This is a genomic window from Asticcacaulis excentricus CB 48, from assembly GCF_000175215.2.
Classification (GTDB): Bacteria; Pseudomonadota; Alphaproteobacteria; order Caulobacterales; family Caulobacteraceae; genus Asticcacaulis; species Asticcacaulis excentricus.
The window spans coordinates 1,085,430-1,105,775 of record NC_014816.1; the positions used below are offsets into that span (position 1 = coordinate 1,085,430).

The following is a 20,346-nucleotide window of genomic DNA, read 5'->3' on the forward strand; positions in this document are numbered from 1 at the left end:
AACATAATAAGAGCGTCGATACCGACATCAGGGGCCATTGGCAATGACCGAAATGCAACATCATGTTGAGAACGCCGTCCTACGCCTGAACGCCGTATCGGCGGGATATGGGTCGCGGATGATCCTTGAAGGCTTAAGTCTTGAGGTCAGCAGGGGCGAGATATTTGCGCTTCTGGGCGGCAATGGCGCGGGCAAGTCCACCACGCTCAGAGTGCTGCTGGGCTTTCTCAAGCCGTCTGGCGGCGAGGTCACCCTTGCCGGGCAGGATGTCGCTGCCGATCCCGCAGCCGCACGGGCGCATGTGGCGTATGTGGCTGAGAATGTCGCTCTCTATGAGCACTTGAGCGCGCGCGAAAACCTCGCCTATCTCCTGACGCTGGCGGGGGTCGCCGCCGAAGCGTCGCGCATTGAGGGGGCTCTGGACGCGGTAGGACTCGATGCGGCGGCGCGTGGGCGGCGGCTGTCGGGCTATTCCAAGGGGATGCGACAAAAGACGGCTATCGCGCTGGCGGTAGCGCGTCAGGTGCCGGTTCTGTTGCTGGATGAGCCGACGTCTGGCCTCGACCCCAGAGCGATCAGCGAATTCCATGATCTTCTGGATGTTTTGCGCGCCCGCGGTACGGCGATCCTTATGGTCACGCATGATTTGCTGGGGGCCACTCAGATCGCGGATCGTATCGGCTTTCTCAGTCAGGGACGCCTGACTCAGGTGGCGGACAAGGCCGACGGCAGTGCCTTTGATATCAACAGCCTGTATCAAGCCTATCAAACCGCCCAGCCGGGGCAGGCCGCATGAGCAAGGTTTTGACGATTGCCCTCAACGAAGGGCGGGCCCTGTTACGCAACCGCACGGCCGTGATTAGCGCCGCCCTGTTTTTGCTCCTCAGCCTGATGGCCATCCTCAATGCATGGGATCAGTTCCGCTATACGCAGGGATTGCGTCAGACCTATCAGTCCGAGGCCAATCACACCTTCGATGCGCAACCCGACCGGCATCCGCACCGAATGGTGCACTATGGGCACTTTGTCTTCCGGCCGCTCAATCCAATGGCGGCCTTTGATCCCGGCGTCGATGCCTTTACGGGCCAGATGCTCTATCTGGAGGGCCATCGCCAGAACAGCGCCAACTTTTCGGACACACGGCAAAACACCTCACTGGTGCGCTTCGGGCAGTTGACGCCCGCCTTCTGCCTTCAGGTGCTGGCTCCTTTGCTGCTGATTTTTCTGGGCTTTGGGGTCATTGCGCGCGAACGCGAAAACGGCACGCTGACGCTGTGCCTGACGCAAGGGGTCACCGGTCCGCAGCTTTTCTGGGGCAAGGTTCTGTGTCTGGCCCTTGTGTCGGCTGTGATCCTGCTGCCGGCGCTGGTTACCACAGGTTGGCTGGCCACGCAGGCGCATCTGGGCTGGGCGCTGACCCTCGCCATCATTGCCGGTTACGTCCTCTACCTGCTGATCTGGACGATGGGGATTGTCCTTATTTCGAGCGTTTCAAAGCGTGGCCGGGAGTCTCTTCTGGGCCTGATCGCCGTGTGGGCCTTTTTCTGTGTTTTCGTGCCGCGCATGGCGCCTGATCTCATTGCCCATGCGCGCCCGCTTTTGACGCAGATGGAGGCGGATATCCGCATTCACAAAGAACTGAAGGCCATGGGGGACAGCCACAATCCCGATGATCCCTACTTCAATGCCTTTCGCCAAAAGGTGCTGAAAAGCTACGGCGTTTCGCGCGTCGAAGACCTGCCGGTGAATTACAAAGGGCTGTTGGCGCTGGAAGGCGAGCGCATGACCAGCGCCTTGTTCAAGGCCTATGCGGACCGCAATTTTGGTCAGCAGCACGCCCAGACCCGGCTGATGGACGCTGTGGGCCTGCTGGCCCCGGTACTGGCCGTGCAGCGCGTCTCCATGTCGGGAGCGGGCACAGATCTCCCTGCTTATCAGGCCTTTCTGGAACAGGGCGAAGCCTACCGTTTCGGGCTGGTCCAGCACCTGAACCAGTTGCAGGCCACGGCCCTGACCTATGCCGACGATACCAATAAGGCGCGGGAAAACCGCATCTCGCACGACCACTGGGCCGACTATCCAGACTTCGTGTTTCGTCCGCCGGCGATGGCTGAGCGTCTGGAGCGCCTCAGTCCGGCTCTGGGTGTTCTGGCGCTGTGGTGCGGGGTTCTGCTGGGGCTCGGTCAGTGGTCGGCCCTGCGTCTGGAAAGGCTGATGAAATGACTATGCTCCGGTTTGAATGGCTGTTGCTGGTGCGCTCCCGCCTGACGCTGGCGGCGCTTATAATACTCAGTGTGCTGTCGATTTTTGCCGTGGCGCGGGGGCTGCACGAAGTCGCGCGTCAGAACGCCGTCATCGCGCATCTGGAAACCCTCCAGAAGAACGATATGGCCGATTTGGCCAAAGCCTATGGTCCGGATGGGGATGCGGGCTACGCCGCCTATTACAGCTTCCACCACACCTATGATCCGCCCTCGCGTCTGGCCTTTGCGGCCCTGGGCCAAAGAGATGTGCTGCCCTATAATCTGCGGGTACGCGCACTAGGTCTACAGGCCCAACTGTATGAGGGGGATATCTTCAATCCGGAGTTAGCTCTGCCCGGCCGCTTCGATCTGAGTTTCGTGCTGGTCTATCTGACGCCGCTGTTTCTGGTGGTGCTGCTACATGATCTGGTCTCTAGCGAGGCGGAAAGCGGCCGTCTCAACCTGCTGCGCGCGTCCCCAAAGGCTGGCATCGCTTTGTGGCCGAGACGGGCGGCCCTGCGCAGCGCTCTGGTCTTTGCAGCCGTGGCGGTGCCTTTTGTTGCCGGGGCGGTTATGGCTGAGGCGCCGGTGGCGGGGGTTATGGCCGGTGTCGTCCTGATCGCGCTTTACGTGATGTTCTGGACGGCGTTGTGTCTGCTGACCGCGGCCTTCGGCTTCGGCTCGCGCATCAACGCCCTCGTGCTGCTGAGCCAATGGGTCATTTTGGTATTGGTCGCGCCGACGGTTGCCCATATCGCCATCAGTCGCAGTGTGCCTGTGCCGCAGGGCGTCGATATCGTGCTCAAGCATCGCCAATTGGTACACGGGGCCTGGGAAGTGCCTAAAGATCTGACGATGCAGCGCTTCTTCCAGCATCATCCCGAATGGAAGGCCACGGCCCCTCTGGGTAAAACCTTTGAATGGAAATGGTATTTTGCTTTCCACCATGTGGGTGATGAAAGCGTGGCGGCGGACGTCGCCACCTATCGTACTCGTATCCTGCAGCGTCAGACGCTGGCCGAAGGCGTGGGCTACCTCTTCCCATCGGTCGGGGTTCAAGCGGCTATGGAGCGGCTAGGCGATACGGATATCCGCGGCTATCTCGGCTATCAGGACCAGATTAAGGTCTTCCATACGGCGCTGCGACGCTTCTACTATCCTTATATTTTCAACAAGACGCCTTTCCCGGAAGCGGTCTATGCCTTGGCTCCCCGCTTTGAGCCCCGACCCTATGGCGGCGGGATCAGGGGGATTTATCTCCTGACACTGGCCGCCCTGAGCGCTGGTCTTGTGTTGCTGAGTTTATGGCTGCTTTGCAAGCGCATGGGGTAAGGCCATAATCGGCCCATTTGAATGGGGTAAAGTCTGACCTCTCACTGTGGGGGAGCCACGCGTTGAGACAAGACCCTGTGTGTTGGGACATTTTGTCCAATCGATGTTGCGGTCCGGGACCGTTACCCGGCGCAGCATTGACACTGGATGCCCCTTATGAAACGCGTACTTTTAAAAACCGCCTGCCTTTTGCCCCTGATCGCGACATCGGCGCTCGCTCAGTCCGATGTGGAGACAACGTCACAAGATACACGCTTCAATGTAGGTCCGGGCGAAGAGGTGACAGTCGCAGCCCGACGCACCACTATCCGTTCGCGTCTTTATACCTCAGTGGATGTGTTGTCGGCCAAAGCGATTGAGGCAGAGACCGTTGAGAACAGCTGGGCGCTTTTTGGCAGGCTTCCGGGCGTTCTGCTGACGGATTTCGGGCAGGGCACCTCGTCGGGGCGGTTCTCGATCCGCGGTTTTAATGGTGAGGGCGAACTCAATGCGGTAAAGCTGCTGATCGATGGTGTGCCGTCGAACACCAATGATGGTGCCATCACCTTTATCGACACTGTCTTCCCTCTGGAGATCACAGCCGCAGAGCTGGTGCGCGGGACCGTCGATCCACGCTATGGACTGAATAATATTGCCGGCAACGCCAGTCTAACCACGCGCTCGGGCGGTGAGTATCGTCTGGCCCGGATGACACTGGGCAGCTTTTCTACCCAGGAGGTGCAGACGGCCTTAGGGGTGCAGTCCGGCGCTGTGACCCAGAACTACGCCCTGAACTGGCGACAATCCGACGGCTTTCGGGATCACGCCCATATGGAGCGCAAAGGCGCGTCAGCCAAACTCGGCTACACGACGCCTTCGGGGGCGAGCCACCTTTGGGTGTCCGGGCGTTACTATACTGTCAGGGCGGATGAACCGGGATATCTGGCGGCCGCAGATGCGCGGACCAGATCGCAACGCTCATACGACATTTCGCAAACCGACGGCGATGAGCGTACCCTGTCTCAGATGATTGTGGGCTATGACGGGGCCATTGGCGAGAACCTGACCACGGAGGTGCGGGCCTATCACAACCGGTTTGATGACACCCGCTACATCCGTTTCTCTGCTTCAGCCTCCCAACAGGAACGTATTGCGCGCGAAAAGCAGTCGGGCGTCACAGCGCGGGCGCAGTTGACAGTGCCGGTTCAGGGCTGGCAGGGCCTGTCTTTTGAGGCAGGGGCAGACCTTCAGACGCAGGATGTTGTCAGTCAGCGTTATCTGACCGTGCAGCGATCCAGAACTTCACAAACGCGCAATCAGGCCTATGGGCTGGATACTTATGGCGCCTATATTCAGGCAGTACTTGAACCAACATCTCGACTGCGTATTGTTCCGGCCATTCGTCTGGACCAGATCAAGGGTGGCTATTACGATTACCGCAGCGGCGTCGCGGCTCCGGTTAATGACTATGGTACGATCTCTCAGCCCAAGCTGAGCGTGAGTTATGCGATTTCACCGCAGGTTCTGGGCTATGCCAACTGGGGCCGAACGTTCCAGATCGGCGTTGGATCGGGCAGCTATCTCATTCCACCACGCACGGTTGATCTTGAGCCGTCCATCAATGAGGGTTGGGAAGCCGGGCTTAAGTTTAGCCACAAGGCTATCAGCGGTCGTGTCGCCGTGTGGCAGCAGGAGGCCACCGGCGAGGTCAAGCGTAAACTGAATGACCCTTTGGGTGATTCTGAAAATCTGGGCGCCACGCGACGCGAGGGCGTCGATATTCAGGTGTCCGCGAAGGTGACGCCCACCCTGAGCCTGTGGTGGGCTCTGGCGTGGCAGAAGGCCAAAATCATCACACCTGACCCGGCCGTGCCAACGTCGCTCGGCAAGACGATTGATCATGTGCCAGCTCATATATACACATTGGGGGTCGATTGGCAGGCCAGTTCACAGACGCTGATCTCTTTGACCGGTAACGCGCAGGACAGCTATTTTCTTGAGCAGACCAACGCAACGGGGCGCTTTGGCGCCTTCTCAAAGGTGAATGCCACCGTGGTTTACGCCCTTACGCATCAGATCGCGCTTCAGGCTGAGGTGAAAAACCTGACCGATGCCTATTCTGAATATGTATGGTGGGACGGAAGCCAGACCCTCCATTCGCCAGCCGATCCCCGTGCGGCCTATGTCTCGCTTCGACTGAACTATTGATGTCGATGAAGAACGGGCTGAGGCGTCTGCATCGATGGGTAGGCCTGACGGTGGGTGGGTTTCTCCTGCTGTTGGGACTGACGGGCATAGTGCTGAGTTTCTATGTCGAAATTGATGCTCTGTCTCATCCGTCGCTCAGGGCCGTGCCGGATCAGACCATCCCTGCCAGCTACGAAGCCGTTTATCAGACCCTGCGCCATGCCGAGCCGGATCGGACAGGTCGTTGGCGTATTGAAGTCCCTAAAACGGGCGGGGTCATCTCCGCCCGGTACTATAAACCCGTCGAAACTGAGGATCGGGCATTTGCGCCCCTCATTGTCTGGGTGGACCCGACACGCATGGAGGTTGTCCGCAGCGCTCTGTGGGGTCGTTTCTTTGTCACCTTTGTCTATGACCTGCATTATCACCTGCTCATTGATGGTCCGGGTAAGGTGGTTATTGCGTCTGTGGGGCTTATCGGTGTGGGCCTGATCCTCAGCGGTCTATGGCTGTGGTGGCCTCGTAAAGGACGGTTGAAGGCGAGCCTGAAGATCCACCAACCCTTTCATTGGACACGTACACCGTTCGAGTGGCACCGGCTTCTGGGAGTGGTGGGGGCCGCTTTCCTTTTGATCTTCTGCGTGACCGGTAGCCTGCTGGCCGCGCCGGAGTGGTTCCGTCCTGGCCTGAATGCGCTTGCGCCAACATTTAAAGCGCCGGACCTCACACCCTATGCGCAAGTGCCAATGCGAATAAGCGTCGATCAGGCCATGAAGGTCGCATCAGACGTGTTTCCGACGGCGCGCATACGCTGGATTGAGACGCCGGGTAAGGGGGCCGGAACCTACCGGATCATCATGGCACAGCGCTTTGAACCCTCCCAGCGCTTTCCGCGCACAACGGTCTGGCTCAGGGCAGACACAGGCGAAGTCATCGCCACACGGAATCCCGCCCATGACAGCGCCTCAGATATCATCCTGAACTGGCTGCATCCACTCCATACGGGTGAGGCCTTTGGAATCATCGGCCGCCTTGTGGTCATGTTCGCAGGCCTTTTCCCGATCTTCCTGTTTGCAACGGGCCTGACCCGCTACCTGATCTGGCGCAGGAACGCTTAGCCGCCCAATGGGTGCGTCTCTTTGGGTTAGATTAGACCGCCTATTCTTTGCGGCGAACATTTCTTCCTTACGAAATTCAAAGTGCAATGATAGGAATACTGTGTTTCGTAAGTCTATAATAACAATGAAAAAATCCGCCGATGTCTGCGGTCTCGCCGTGGTGGGTTCTGCGGCAATCCTGGCAAAACAAGGTGCCTGAGGCAGCCGTATTGACGGCAACGAACAGGCATTTTTTTCGCACACGTTTCAGTCTCACAGAGAGGTCATCATGAAGCCCGAAACCCTCGCTATTCACCATGGCTACAAGCCTGAGGCGCCGCAGCGTTCGGCGGCTGTGCCCATCTACCAGACGACATCTTACACGTTCGATGATACCCAGCACGGGGCCGACTTGTTTGATCTGAAGGTCGCGGGTAACATCTATACGCGGATCATGAATCCGACGACGGCCGTTCTGGAGCAGAGGGTGGCCGAACTTGAAGGCGGTGTAGCTGGGCTTTGCGTCAGTTCGGGCATGGCCGCGATTACCTATGCGATTGAGGCGATTACCGACGCCGGTGACAATATCGTCTCCGTCAGCCAGCTTTATGGCGGCACATACAACCTCTTTGTCCATACCTTCCCGCGTCAGGGGATCGAGGTGCGGTTATTTGATGCCGATGACTTCGAGGCTCTGGACCGACTGATCGATGCAAAGACGAAGGCGGTCTTTATTGAATCCATCGGTAATCCGGCGGGCAATATTGTTGATATTCGTCGCGTCAGTGAGATTGCCCATCGTCACGGTGTGCCGGTTATCGTCGATAACACCGTCGCAACCCCCTTCCTGTGCCGGCCGTTTGATTTTGGGGCCGACATAGTCGTGCACTCTCTCACCAAATATATCGGCGGCCACGGCAACGCGATCGGAGGCATCATCGTTGACTCAGGCCGGTTTGATTGGGTCAGGGAGAAGGCCCGCTTTGGGTGTCTGAATGAACCCGACCCGTCCTACCACGGTGTTGTCTATACCGAAGCGCTTGGGCCTGCGGCCTATATTGGTCGATGCCGTGTCGTGCCTCTGCGTAACAAGGGTGCGGCCCTGTCGCCCCATAATGCGTTCCTTATCCTCTCGGGACTTGAAACCCTTGGGCTTCGGATTGAACGGCACTGCGCCAATGCGCAGGCGGTCGCCGAATATCTCGCTAAGCATCCTGGCGTCGCATGGGTCAATTACGCGGGCCTGAAGGCAAACCGCTATAATGCTCTGGCTGAGGTTTATACCAAAGGGCAGGGGTCTGGCATCGTGTCCTTTGGTCTCAAAGGCGGGCGCGAAGCCGGGGCGCGCTTCATCGACGCTTTGCAGCTCATCTACCGACTGGTGAATATCGGGGATGCCAAGTCGCTGGCCTGCCATCCCGCTTCCACGACGCACCGTCAGTTGAACGCCGAGGAGCTGGCTAAGGCCGGGGTTTCAGAGGACCTCGTCCGCCTGTCGATTGGCATCGAGCATGTTGATGACATCATTGCTGACATTGATCAAGCCTTGGGTCGGGCAGCCGTGTAAAGGGCAGGTACAGCAAGGATGAAAGGACATTCCGTCCCATGGGGTGGAATGTCCAATGACACTTTGTCCAGTTCTCACAGACCTCCTGAGGAGGTACGCCGCCGTCTAAACTCACTGCGGGGCCTCCTGTTCATGACTTCAAGACCGACTTTTGCCGGACCTTCCGATCTTTGGCTTTGGTTCGCCTCACGCCCACATCGCGTGACCCTGATCAATGTTGCCCTGTTTACGCTCGTCGTCACCTTTTCAGGCAGCAAACCCTTCTCGCTGGCGGTCGCGGTGGCGGCTCTGGCCTTGTCAGCGGTCTATTGTTTCTGGCAGACGCTGAAGGGGACGTTTCACAATCTCTTTGAGCTGCATCCTTTTCAGTTGATGCTGATCTGGGTGCCCGGCGCTTTGGCGCTAACCCTGTCTTCTGGCGCGCTGTGGTTCGCCAGAGGTCACGAGCTCTTCTCGCTACCTTTTTCACTCCTGATGTTCTTTTACGGTCTGCAACTCGCCTGGCTCACCATCGTCGGCGTCGAGTTGAAAGCCGTGGAAGGACGCCTCACTGAATTCTTCGGAGGGAAGTAGAATGGAATTTCTGGGTTTTCATCCGAGCGTGGAGGTCACATGGGGGTATCGAAAAGTGACTTCTGCCCATAAGCTCTGAAGGGAAATGCCCGGCCGTTGTGGCCGGGCACACGCTTACATCTTTATCGCTTCGGCGTAGCGGTCGGACACGGCCTTCCAGTTGACGACTTGCCAGAAGGCGTCAAGGTAATCGGCGCGCTTGTTTTGATATTTCAGGTAATAGGCGTGCTCCCAGAGATCGTTACCGAGGATCGGCGTGCCCTTCACCTCGGCGACGTCCATCAGTGGATTGTCCTGATTGGGTGTCGAGGTGATGGCCAGTTTGCCGTCCTTGCCAACAATCAGCCAGGCCCATCCCGATCCAAAACGGCCGGTGCCCGCTTTCTTAAATTCGGCCTTGAAGGCGTCGAGTGAACCCCATTGATCCGCAATCGCTTTCGCCAGCGCCGCCGACGGCTTCCCGGACTGGGCCGGTGGGGTCAGGCTTTGCCAGAAGAAGCTGTGGTTCCAGTGTCCGCCGGCATTATTGCGCACCACCATGGGCAGGCTGCCCGCGCTGGCCAGAAGTTCCGCCAGCGATTTGCCCTTAAGCGCCGGGGTCTCATTTAGGGCTTTGTTGAGCGTATCGACATAGGCCTTGTGATGACGGTCGTGGTGGATCGTCATGGTCTCGGCATCAATGGCGGGTTCCAGCGCATTTGCCGCATAGGGCAGGGCGGGCAGGGTAAACGCCGCATCGGCGGAAGTCGCGACGCTGGATTGGGCGCAGACGATTGTCGGCAGGACTGGTGTGATCAGCAAGGCAAGAGCGGTGGCAGAGATAACGGACTTCATGAGTGATCCTTTCAAGAGCGGTGGCGGGCGACAACAGATGTCGGATCGGAGATATAAAATCGATAACGGTCAGGTCGTCGGCTGAACGAAATATCTACGCTCCCGAGCGCAAAACCGGGACTGGACACTTTGTCCATGGAGGTTTCGTGGCACACGTGGCAACAATCAATACTTGGCCCCCCGGTCCGTGTTTGGTCGCACTGGCATTCCAGGCTCAGGATGGGGCGTTTGCCTGCCCGTCATGCCCGTTGAATGAAGCGGGACAAAATGTCCAAGTTCTTCGGGAAGCGGCAACGGCTACGAGCGTGACAATATCTTTCGCTGATGCCGGAAAACGTGATGAAAACCTGCCTTCTGATGACCGCCGCCATGGCCGCCTTGCTGACCCCAGTAGTGTCCCAGGCGGCCGACGCGAGTGACGCAACGACCGAGGTGGTGGTCACGGGGCGCAAGCTGTTGCCTGCGAAGACGACCGAAGCAAACCGCACCGCGGTCCCGAACCTTTTGACGCCTCAGGCCATTCAGGTCGTCCCGGTTGAGGTCCTGCAGGACCAGCAGGTCTTCACCCTGTCTGATGCCACACGCAATGTGTCGGGCGTTACCACGGATTTTGGCTTCAATGGTCTGACGCAACCGCTCTTGGTTCTACGTGGCTTCCCCTCGACCTCGATGACGGCCTTTGGCTCAATGCTGGGCGCGTCCAACTATTATCTGGACGGTACGCGGGTCTCAGGCCTGCCGGTCAATGTGACCGATGTTCAGGCCGTAGAGGTGTTGAAGGGGCCGAACTCGGTCCTGTTTGGCCGCGGTGAGCCCGGTGGGGTTGTGAACGTGGTCACCAAATCCCTGAGAGCTAAGCCGGGTCTCGAAGTCGCTCAGACCCTTGGCGAGTACGGCCTCTCCTCGACCTCCCTGAATGGGGGTGGGGCCATCAATGACGATAAGACACTTTTGGTGGGTGGTTCAGCCAGTTACTATACGACGGACTCGGTGCGTGACTTCGTCGAAGAAAAGCTGGCCTCGGTTGGTTTGAAAGTTCAATGGCAGGCAACGCCCAACACGACGGTGTCCGCGTCAGCGGATTATCTCGATCACCGCTACCGCAATGACTACGGTATTCCGGCGATCGGCAATACAGTCGCCAACCTGCCTTTGCACACGCAGTTCAACAATGCGCCGGAACTGTCGCACATCGAAAGCCGCGTCCTGCGCCTTGAAGTCGCACACCGGCTCTCGGATAACTGGACCCTGAAGGCCAGGGCCATCAGCTTTGATGCCGACATGCGCGAGGTCGATATCACGCCCTATCGCATGGATATGGCCATGTCGGGCGCCTGCGATGGGGACGGGAACCCCCTATGCCGGTATTATTACTACGCGCGTCCTGATGGCTCAAATTCGATGGGCCAGTACGCTCTCGACCTGACCGGGAAGGTCACGGCGGGCAATGTCACCCATAATCTGCTGATCAGTGCCGACGCCTACCGCGCGAAAAAGAAAGGGATTACGCTCTTTTCCGCCATCGGTGGTGTGGATATCTATAACCCGGTGTTTTCCAACACGCCCAGGCTCGGTGACACGGTCGTCCTCGATGCGCTTGACTATGTGGATTATAACAACTGGCAAGGGCTCAGTGTTCAGGACCAGATCGACTTCGGCAACGGCCTGAATCTGGTTCTGGCCGTGCGCCACGATAAGGCCGAAGCGGGCTATATTCTTCCCGGTGTGACAACCAATACCGTTGAATACACCTCTCCCAGAGCCGGCCTTGTCTGGTCGCTCTCACCGAACCAGACGGTTTATGCACAGGCCCAATCGTCTCTGGCCGCCAATAACGGGCGGGATATGCTGGGCAAGGCTGTCGATCCCGAAACGGCGAAACAGACCGAAATGGGTTACAAGTATCAGGCTCCGGACGGGAAGCTGTCCGCGACGGTTGCCCTCTACGAACTCATCAAGAAAAACCGCGCTGACTTTACGCTCTACTATGTGACGGGCGAGATCCTGACGACCGGTGAGGCGCGCTCTCGCGGGTTGGAAATCGACGTCATTGGCGAGGCCACGCCGGCTTTGTCGCTGATCGCCTCTTATGCCTACACGGATACTGAGGTCACGCAGGATGCCAACTATCAGGGCAAGGCACTGGCCAATGTACCGGAGCACGCGGCCAGCCTCTGGGCGACCTACAGCGTTTCAGATCACTGGCGAGTGGGTGCGGGGCTCTTCTATCAGGGTGACCGCTATGGCGATATCGGTAACACCTTTGTCATGCCGGCCTATACGCGGGTCGATGCCATGGTATCGCGGGCCTTCGACGTCGGTGGCAAGGCCGCGCTCATCCAGCTCAACGTCAACAACCTGTTCGATGAGCGCTATTACACCGGATCGCATCAGTTTGTGCAGGACTGGGTACAGCCCGGCTTACCGCGAACGGCCTCTGTGACCTTGCGTCTGGCCTATTAAGGGGCGGTCATGTCAATCAATCGTCGAGATATGGAATCTAATTCATGAGACACATCAGCCGTTTGGCCATTTCTCTGAGCGTAGCGGCTCTTGGTGCGGCAACGCCCGTACTGGCTGCGCCTAAGCCTCAGCCGGTTGAAATCCGCTTTGCCGCCGCTGTGAACGGCGCGCCGCTGGCCTGTGGCCAGAGCTATGCCGGGATCGGGACAACCGGCGCTTCGCTTGAATTGCAGGATTTCCGGATTTACGTGTCCCATTTTCGTTTGATCACAAAAGATGGCAAGGAGGTGCCCGTCGCCCTGACCCCGGATGGCGTATGGCAGGACGATAAGGTCGCGTTGCTCGATTTCGAAAACGCTACAGGTAACTGCAACGGCAACGCGCCCCTGAATACGGTGATCAAAGGGACTGTGCCGAAGGGCGACTATGCGGGCGTGGTGTTTGAGATTGGTGTCCCGTTCGACATCAACCACCAGGATCCGACCCTCGCACCCGCTCCCCTGAACCTCTCGGCCACCGCCTGGCCGTGGCGGGTCGGCTATAAGTTCACCACCATTGACCTCGAAACCGCTCCGGCCGCAGGTAAAACAGCCTCAGCCACCGGCTTTTCCGTCCACCTCGGCAGCACCGCCTGTGGTGAAGGATCGTGGGTAGCGCCGCCAAAGGTCGCCTGCACCAACCCCAACCGCCCCGAATATCGCTTTGCCGCGTTCAATCCGAAGGCCAACACACTGGTCATGGATCTCGGCACTGTTTTGGCAACGACCGACATCACCACCAATGCGCCGCAAAGCCCGTCGGGTTGTATGTCGAGCGAAGAGGATGATGACTGTGTGGGCCTCTTTGACCGGCTGGGTCTGGCCTTCCGGGGCAAGTCCTCACAAGGTCAGGCCTTCATAACCGTAAAATGATCAGACGCGCTTTTGTCATAGGTTCGATCGTAGTCGCACTTGGCCTTGCGGGGTTACAGGCCAGCGGGGCTTCGCGCGTCGAGGCATTGGGCGACTGGGTGGAAAGCCGCTTTGATTTCAGGCTGCCGGCCTGGGCCCCCAAACCGCTGGAGCCTAAGGGCAACCCTACGACCGAGGCCAAGGTCGAACTGGGCCGTTATCTCTTTTACGACACGCGCCTGTCGCGTGACGGCTCGAGGTCGTGTGCCTCCTGTCACGAACAGGCGCGCGCCTTTACGGACGGGCGAACGACATCCCCCGGCGTGACGGGTGAGCGCACCAAGCGCAACTCCATGTCGTTGGTCAATTCCGCCTATTTTCCGGTGATGACCTGGTCGAACCCCTTGCTCCATTCTTTCGAGCAGCAGGCCCTTGTTCCGCTGACCGGGACGGAGCCGGTTGAACTCGGCCTATCCGGTCGGGAAGACGAGATGATTGCGCGGCTGAAGACCGAACCCATCTATCCCGCCCTGTTTCGCAAGGCTTTCCCACGCGAGAAGGGCGAGATATCGTTGGCGACCGTCACGCGGGCGCTGGCAGCGTTTCAGCGCTCGATCGTCTCGTTTCGCTCACCTTATGATCACTACAGATATGAAGGCGATGTCGATGCCGTCTCAGACTCGGTATTGCGCGGGGAGGCGCTGTTTTTCAGTGAGAAGCTCGAATGCCATCACTGCCACAACGGGCTGAACCTGTCGGATTCCGAGCGCCATGCGCGCAACAAGCTGGGGGCGTTTGCCTTCCACAATACCGGGCTTTACAATCTGGATGGAAAGGGCGCTTATCCGGCCGATAATCAGGGGATCAGGGAGATCACTGGTCGCGCAGAAGATATGGGCCGTTTTCGCACCCCCAGCCTGCGCAATGTGGCGGTGACCGGGCCCTATTTCCATGATGGCTCGGCGGCGACACTCGATGACGTCATTGACCACTACGCGGCGGGCGGACGGACCATTAAAGAGGGACCGAACAAAGGCGAGGGCCGTCTCAACCCACTGAAAAGTTCGTTTGTGCCGGGCTTTTCCCTGAGCGAAAAAGAGCGGGAAGACCTCAAGGCCTTCCTGCGGGCGCAAACGGACGAAGAGGTCCTCCGGGACCCTAGATTTTCCAATCCCTGGTCTAAGCCTTAAGGAGGCGATATGAAACTCAAGGTCCTGACGCTCATAGCCGCACTGATCAGCTTGCCTGTGGCAGGCAGTGCCCACACGCCCCTGATCGCCACCGTGCCACAAAGCGGCGAGGTTCTGACGGAATCTCCGCCTGAAATCGTTCTGACCTTTGCCGAGCCCGTGCGACTCACCTCTCTGGTCAGCAAACATGCAAACGGACAGAAGCGTCTGAAATTCTTGCCTACGGGCGAGTCGGACAGCTTTACCGCCGCGTCCCCGGACCTGCCGGCCGGGCGCAATGAGCTGAGATGGAAGGCCTTGTCGCCAGATGGCCACGTGGTCGAAGGCGTGATCATCGTCAATATCCGCAAAGCCCCCTGATGGACGGTGGATTGACCCTGGAACTGGTATTCAGCTCCCTTCTCAAAACCATGCTCTATGTGGGTGTGTTTGCGACCGCAGGGCTCATCTTTGCGGATGCCTCGCTGTACGGTTATCGCCGACGACTTGAGCTTAACAGTCTGGGACTGGCGGCCTTTACCGGACTGATTGCCGCAACGCAGTTCTGTTTCCTGTTTCTGCGTCTGGGGGGCGGATTTGATGCGCCGACCCTGTCGGCCCTGTTTGGATCGAGTGCGGGCCTGAGCCTTATCCTCCAGTTTGTCAGCGCGGTTGTTATCGGATTGGGAGGCACCCGCCCGCTCATTCGTTTGGCGGGGGCCGGCGGGCTGGTGGCGGGTCTGGCCTTTTCGGGGCACATGGCGGCGCGCGCCGGGGTCGGTGGGGCGATTTTCGTTGGCCTGCACATCGGTCTGGCGACCTGGTGGTTCGGTGGACTCTGGCGGCTTTTGTCGCTGGAAAGCCCGACTGAGTTTGGCGAGGTCGCGCGCAGATTCAGCCAGCAGGCCTTTGGTGCGGTACTGGCGCTTGTGATGGCGGGTCCGTTTATGGCCGTCATTCTCTTGGGGACAGAAATCGACCTCTCTCAGGCCTATGTCCGATGGCTGGCCCTCAAGGTCGCCATTGTTGCCGGCGTACTGGGCCTCGCCGCCTATAATCGCTGGCGTCTGGTCCCGCGCCTCGCTGACAGCGAAACAGCCAGCAACGCCCTGCGCCAAGTGGTCAAAATCGAGATGGGGTTATTTGCGGCTGTGATGGTCGTCACCGCTTGCCTGACAACGCTGAGTGCCCCTGTGCACCGTTTTGAAGCGCCGGTTCTAAACGTGGCCGCGCCGCCGGTTGTTGAGGCGGGCGCCTTGCGCATCAGCCAGTACGCCATGCGTGCCACGCGCGGCACGGTTCCGGTGAGTGCGGTCTATCTCACCGTGGAGAACACCGGAAAGACCCCGGATCGCCTCGTGAGCGCGCAATGCGTCTGTGCCGAGTCGGCCTCTTTGCACATCATGTCGATGAAGGACGGACTTATGGGCATGGCGCCGGCACCCGAGGGCTTCAACGTGCCGGCTCAGGCAGGGCTCGTACTGGCCCCAATGGGGGCGCACATCATGCTTACGGGTACAAACCGCCGTCTGGTTGAAGGCGAACGTCAACAGGTTGTTCTCACGTTCGAACGTGTCGGGAAGGTGGAACTGGAGGTCCCGGTGACCGGGCAGGTGAGCGCCCATTCCCATAGTCATTGATCTGTTGCGTGTGGGACAATCTGTCCAGTGGACAACTACCCCTCGCCAGATATCAGCAAGGTTTACCTCTTTCAGCCCGCGTCATGCCCCATCTCTCTCAAGACATTGAACAGGAAACGCTGCGTAAAAACCTGCTGCAGCTGATTCATCTGCGCGGGATGGCCTTCTATGGCCAGTTGGCAACGATCCTGACCGTTTATTACGGGTTCAACCTCGTCATTCGGATAGGTGAGATGCTCTGGGTGACGGCCGCACTCGTGGCTTTCAATCTCTGGGCCCTCTATCGTTACAAATCCAAAGCCCGGATCAGCGATTTTGAACTGTTTGCCGGGCTCATGGTCGATGTGGTGGCCTTCACCGCGCAGCTTTATCTCAGTGGCGGGACCTCCAACCCCTTTATTCTTCTCTACCTGCTCCCGGTCATTATCGGTGCCGTGCTGTTAAAACCGCTCTACGCCTGGAGTATCGCGGCCAGTACGTTCGTCTTTTACGCAGGGCTGAGCTTCTTCCGGCAATCCTATCCGGCGGGACATGAACATCACGGCGGCACCTCCGCCGGCTTTGACATGCACGTGCACGGGATGATGATCGCCTATGCCATGGCCGCCTGTCTGGTCGTGTTTTTTGTGTCGCGTATCACGGCCAATCTGCGCGCTCGCGATCAGGAACTGGCGCAGTTGCAGCAACAGTCAGCCGAAAACGCGCAAATCGTCCGCATGGGGCTGTTGAGTGCCGGCGCGGCGCACGAACTGGGCACACCGCTGACGACCCTGTCGGTGATCCTGAAGGACTGGCATGACTTGTCTGTACCGCGCAAACGCGCCGAGCAACTGGCGGACATCCAGACAATGCAGACCCAGCTTGAGCGCTGCAAATCCATTATTACGGGCATCTTGTCAGCGTCCGGCTCCGCCAGAGGGGAGGGCGCGGTGGCCACCTCGCTCCGGGCCTTCCTCGAACAGGCTCTCGACGGGTGGCAGGCGCAAAACCCGGACGTCACCCTGAACACCCGTCTTGAGGTCCCTGACGTCTCTGTCGCCGCCGACCGGGTCATGTCGCAGACCCTGACGCACCTTCTGGACAATGCGGTTGAGGCCGCTGGCCGGGACAAGACCGTAGCCTTCATGGCCAAAGTTGAGGCCGACACGCTGATCATGGCGGTCGAGGATGAAGGGCCGGGCTTCTCCGCCGACATCCTATCGCGTATCGGTGAACCCTATCTCTCTACCAAGGATCAGGCCGGACAGGGCGGTCGGGGGCTTGGACTGTTCCTTGGCCACAACACCCTTCGCTCTCTGGGCGGCCAACTCCTTGTTTCAAATCGCCAGAGCGCTGACGGGAAGGGGCAGGGTGCGCGTGTCGAGCTCCGTCTCCCTCTGGCCTCCATCCGGCTGCCCGATGAGGGGGCGCTGTGACCAATCTCATCACCTTGATTGTCGATGACGACAAGGATCTGGCCGCGTCTTTGGCCCGATCCTTGGCCAGACGCGGCTTTAAGACTCACGTCGCCCACACGGCGGAGGAAGGGGTGACGCTGGCTGAGAACCTGAAACCCGCCTTCGCGCTGGTTGATCTCAAAATGCCGGGGGCGTCCGGCCTGGAATGCGTCAAAGGCTTGCATGCGCTCGATCCGGAGATGCGTATTGTTGTCCTGACCGGCTATGCCAGCATCAATACCGCGGTACAGGCCATAAAGCTGGGAGCCACCCATTATCTGGCCAAACCCGCCAATGCCGATGAGATCATTGCGGCGTTCGAACACGATGAACCCAGTACGGACGTGGCGCTGACCCCACGCCCGACCTCAATCAAAAACCTCGAATGGGAACGCATCCACGAGATGCTGGTGGAAACGGATTACAACATCTCGGCAACCGCCCGTCGCCTTGGGATGCACAGGCGCACCCTGACGCGCAAACTGGCGAAACAGCCCATAAAGTAACCATAGGTGTAGGACATTTTGTCCAACTGTCTGGGGTCAGGAACTCCGTTAAACGCCCTCTCAACTGTGCGCGACGGCTGGTCGCGTCGAGATTGGGGACTATGGGCATGTTCATCACCAAAAGAAACGCACTTCTGGCCACGCTTCTGGCGGGCGCATCCGCGCTGCCCTTATGGGCCTACGCTGCCGAGACGGCCGAGGTGCCGGCTGAAGACAAGGTCGAGAACATCATTGTTGTGGGGCAAAAGAATACGCCCATTACCGTGAAACCCAGAGGCCTGTCTGTCTCTTTGGGGCGCGAAGAATTTGAAAAGGTCAACGCGCTCAACGTCGAAGACCTGATGAAGTACACGCCCAATTTCTTCGTTCGCAAGCGCTTTGCCGGTGACGACAATGCAGTGGTGGCGATGCGTGGCGCCAATACGGTGCAGAGCGCGCGCACCATTGTGCTGGTGGATGGTTTCCTCGTTTCCAACTTCCTCGGCAACCGGTTTGACTTCCCGCCGAAATGGAACGTGGTCGGGCCTTCGGAAATCCGTCAGTTCGATATCGTCTATGGGCCCTATTCGGCGCGCTATAATGGTAATTCGATGGGCGGCGTGGTCTCGATCACGACCGATGAGCCCAAGGCCAGTGGCGGTTACGCCACCGTCCAGAAGATGATCATGCCGTTCAAGGAGTACGGTTTTGATGAGACGTTTGAGGGGTATAGCTTCGAAGGCGGCCTGACCTGGAAGCCGGAAGGTAGCCGTCTGGGCCTTCGCGCCTCCTATCGTCACTTCGAGAATGTAGGTCAGTCGATGACCTATAACCTGCTCTCGCGCGTTGCCACGCAACCGACTTCGGCCTCGGTACAGGCGACCTATACCGATGTGACCGGGGCCTATGTCGATCCGCGCCTCGCCACGCCGGTGTTCGGGGCGCAATCTCCTGTTGATGTGGTGCAGGATCAGGCGCGTCTGCGGGCCAGCTATGATCTGGGGGCGGGCTGGAAGGCCGATGGTTTGCTCGTCTGGTGGAAGTCATCGCAGGACCTGACCGATGCCCGCACCTGGCTGACTGCGACGGCGACGGGCCTGCCTGTCTATCAGGGTCGTGTGAAGTTCAACGGGGTTTACTACAATGCCACTGGTATTACCCATTCGACGTCTGAGCGCACCGAATACCTTGCCGGGGGCCGTGTGAGCGGGCCCTGGGGTGGATGGGACGTGCGGGCCAACCTCTCGCGTTTCTGGATCGCCGAAAGCGATGGTCGGGCCTCGATTGATTTCCTGACCGGTTTGTCGTCGGGCGCAGGGCGTCAGACGCTTCAGGACACACCGGGCTGGTGGGCCTTTGACGCCTCCATGCGTCAGGCCTTTGGCGCCCACGACATCACCTTCGGCGTCAACCAGAACCTCTATAAGGCCGGACAAACCATCTATTCGGTCACAAACTGGCGCACAGCCGCCAATCCCACCTATAATTCCGGCACTTTCGGCAAGACCTCCGGGTTCGGTGTCTTCGTTGAAGACGAGATCAGCCTAAGCGACCGCACCGAACTGACGCTCGGCGTCAGAGCTGACCGCTGGCGCGCCTTCGATGGTGGTCTTGGCGGGCTCAACAGCGCCAACCAGAAGGTCGTCACCCGCTACGACACGCGCAGCCAGACCTCGGTAGATCCGAAGCTCTCATTACAAACCCGCGTCTCGGATACACTGAGCCTTCAATTGAGCCTTGGGACCGCTACGCGCTTTCCCACCGTGGGCGAGCTCTATCAGGGCACGTTCGATCCGGTGGCTCAGATCATCCTGCCCGACAGCTTCGACCCCAATCTCAAAGCCGAAAAATCGAAAGACATCAGCCTGATTGCGCGCCGTAAGTTTGCGCGCTCGAACCTGACCCTGTCGGCCTTCGGTCAGGACATTGATGATGCCATCTTCTCCTTCCAGGGCATCAATCAGTACGGAAACACCGTTTCGAACTACAAGAACATCGCGCGCATGAAGCAGTATGGTGTGGAAGCGATCTATGAAGCCAAAGACTTCCTGATTACCGGACTTGACCTGAATGGAAGTGTCTCATGGATGGACGCAAAAACCGTTGAAAACCCAGCCAACCGCGCGGCCGAAGGCGTGCAGTTCCCCCGCATCCCGCGCTGGCGCTCCAACGGCAGCCTGACCTATGCCTTTACGGAAAGGCTGAAAGGCACAATGGGCTGGCGCTATGCCTCACGACCGAACTCTGACCTGTTCGGGCTGTCGCGGGGCCGGGCCTTTGGCTTCCAGAGTGAATACAACACCTATGATCTGAAGGTGAACTATGCGGTGACACCCCGGACGCAGGTGAGTGTGGGCATTGACAATGTCGCCAACTATCAGGCCTACGTGTCTCACCCGCTGCCACAGCGCACCGTTCTCATCGAACTCAAGTATCGTCAGTAGAGGCTGT

Annotated in this window: 16 protein-coding genes; 15 read left to right on the forward strand and 1 reads right to left on the reverse strand. The window is 58.9% G+C overall.

All coding sequences use genetic code 11. The features are described from left to right. Nucleotides 1-43 precede the first annotated feature (43 nt). The 7 genes from ASTEX_RS05125 (at nt 44) to ASTEX_RS05155 (ending at nt 8,978) form a co-directional block, all read left to right on the forward strand. Nucleotides 44-796, forward strand: a complete 753-nt coding sequence (locus tag ASTEX_RS05125; RefSeq protein WP_013478548.1) for an ABC transporter ATP-binding protein — start codon at nt 44-46, stop codon at nt 794-796. Continuing rightward, nucleotides 793-2,223, forward strand: coding sequence for an ABC transporter permease (locus tag ASTEX_RS05130; protein ID WP_013478549.1), 1,431 nt, complete (start codon nt 793-795; stop codon nt 2,221-2,223). The genes ASTEX_RS05125 and ASTEX_RS05130 overlap by 4 nt, the downstream gene beginning before the upstream one ends. Further along, nucleotides 2,220-3,575, forward strand: a complete 1,356-nt coding sequence (locus ASTEX_RS05135; protein ID WP_013478550.1) for a DUF3526 domain-containing protein — start codon at nt 2,220-2,222, stop codon at nt 3,573-3,575. The genes ASTEX_RS05130 and ASTEX_RS05135 overlap by 4 nt, the downstream gene beginning before the upstream one ends. A 156-nt stretch (nt 3,576-3,731) precedes the next feature. After that, nucleotides 3,732-5,762, forward strand: a complete 2,031-nt coding sequence (locus ASTEX_RS05140) for a TonB-dependent receptor (RefSeq protein WP_013478551.1) — start codon at nt 3,732-3,734, stop codon at nt 5,760-5,762. Then, nucleotides 5,762-6,859 (forward strand): PepSY-associated TM helix domain-containing protein, encoded by a 1,098-nt coding sequence (locus ASTEX_RS05145; protein WP_013478552.1) that lies wholly within the window; start codon nt 5,762-5,764, stop codon nt 6,857-6,859. Before ASTEX_RS05140 ends, ASTEX_RS05145 begins: the two co-directional genes overlap by 1 nt. A 268-nt stretch (nt 6,860-7,127) precedes the next feature. After that, nucleotides 7,128-8,405, forward strand: coding sequence for an O-acetylhomoserine aminocarboxypropyltransferase/cysteine synthase family protein (locus ASTEX_RS05150; RefSeq protein ID WP_013478553.1), 1,278 nt, complete (start codon nt 7,128-7,130; stop codon nt 8,403-8,405). A 132-nt stretch (nt 8,406-8,537) separates the two neighbouring features. Next, nucleotides 8,538-8,978 (forward strand): hypothetical protein, encoded by a 441-nt coding sequence (locus ASTEX_RS05155; RefSeq protein ID WP_144004613.1) that lies wholly within the window; start codon nt 8,538-8,540, stop codon nt 8,976-8,978. A 114-nt stretch (nt 8,979-9,092) separates the two neighbouring features. On the opposite strand, the gene ASTEX_RS05160 is transcribed toward ASTEX_RS05155, so the two are convergent. Further along, nucleotides 9,093-9,812 carry a superoxide dismutase gene (locus ASTEX_RS05160; protein WP_013478555.1) on the reverse strand — a complete coding sequence of 240 codons (720 nt, stop codon included), beginning with the start codon at nt 9,810-9,812 and terminating at the stop codon, nt 9,093-9,095. Between the two features lie 339 nt (nt 9,813-10,151). Here ASTEX_RS05160 and ASTEX_RS05165 point away from each other — a divergent pair, with 339 nt between their 5' ends. From ASTEX_RS05165 to ASTEX_RS05205, 8 genes are all read left to right on the forward strand, one after another. Next, on the forward strand, nt 10,152-12,275 hold the full coding sequence (locus ASTEX_RS05165; protein WP_013478556.1) for a TonB-dependent siderophore receptor: 2,124 nt from the start codon (nt 10,152-10,154) through the stop codon (nt 12,273-12,275). Nucleotides 12,276-12,319: 44 nt separating this feature from the next. Further along, nucleotides 12,320-13,186: an MbnP family copper-binding protein gene (locus ASTEX_RS05170; protein ID WP_013478557.1), complete on the forward strand. Its 867-nt coding sequence runs from the start codon at nt 12,320-12,322 to the stop codon at nt 13,184-13,186. Next, nucleotides 13,183-14,355 (forward strand): methanobactin export MATE transporter MbnM, encoded by a 1,173-nt coding sequence (locus ASTEX_RS05175; RefSeq protein WP_013478558.1) that lies wholly within the window; start codon nt 13,183-13,185, stop codon nt 14,353-14,355. Before ASTEX_RS05170 ends, ASTEX_RS05175 begins: the two co-directional genes overlap by 4 nt. A gap of 9 nt (nt 14,356-14,364) precedes the next feature. Continuing rightward, nucleotides 14,365-14,715 (forward strand): copper resistance CopC family protein, encoded by a 351-nt coding sequence (locus tag ASTEX_RS05180; RefSeq protein ID WP_013478559.1) that lies wholly within the window; start codon nt 14,365-14,367, stop codon nt 14,713-14,715. Nucleotides 14,716-14,726: 11 nt separating this feature from the next. Next, a complete protein-coding gene (locus tag ASTEX_RS19215) occupies nt 14,727-15,974 on the forward strand; it encodes a copper chaperone PCu(A)C domain-containing protein (protein WP_168148068.1) in 1,248 nt (415 codons plus the stop codon). Nucleotides 15,975-16,057: 83 nt separating this feature from the next. Further along, nucleotides 16,058-17,389, forward strand: a complete 1,332-nt coding sequence (locus tag ASTEX_RS05195) for an ATP-binding protein (RefSeq protein ID WP_013478561.1) — start codon at nt 16,058-16,060, stop codon at nt 17,387-17,389. Further along, entirely contained in the window at nt 17,386-17,916 is a 531-nt protein-coding gene (locus tag ASTEX_RS05200) for a response regulator transcription factor (RefSeq protein ID WP_013478562.1), read from the forward strand. Before ASTEX_RS05195 ends, ASTEX_RS05200 begins: the two co-directional genes overlap by 4 nt. A 107-nt stretch (nt 17,917-18,023) precedes the next feature. Then, nucleotides 18,024-20,339 carry a TonB-dependent receptor gene (locus ASTEX_RS05205; protein WP_144004614.1) on the forward strand — a complete coding sequence of 772 codons (2,316 nt, stop codon included), beginning with the start codon at nt 18,024-18,026 and terminating at the stop codon, nt 20,337-20,339. The last annotated feature ends 7 nt before the right edge of the window (nt 20,340-20,346 follow it).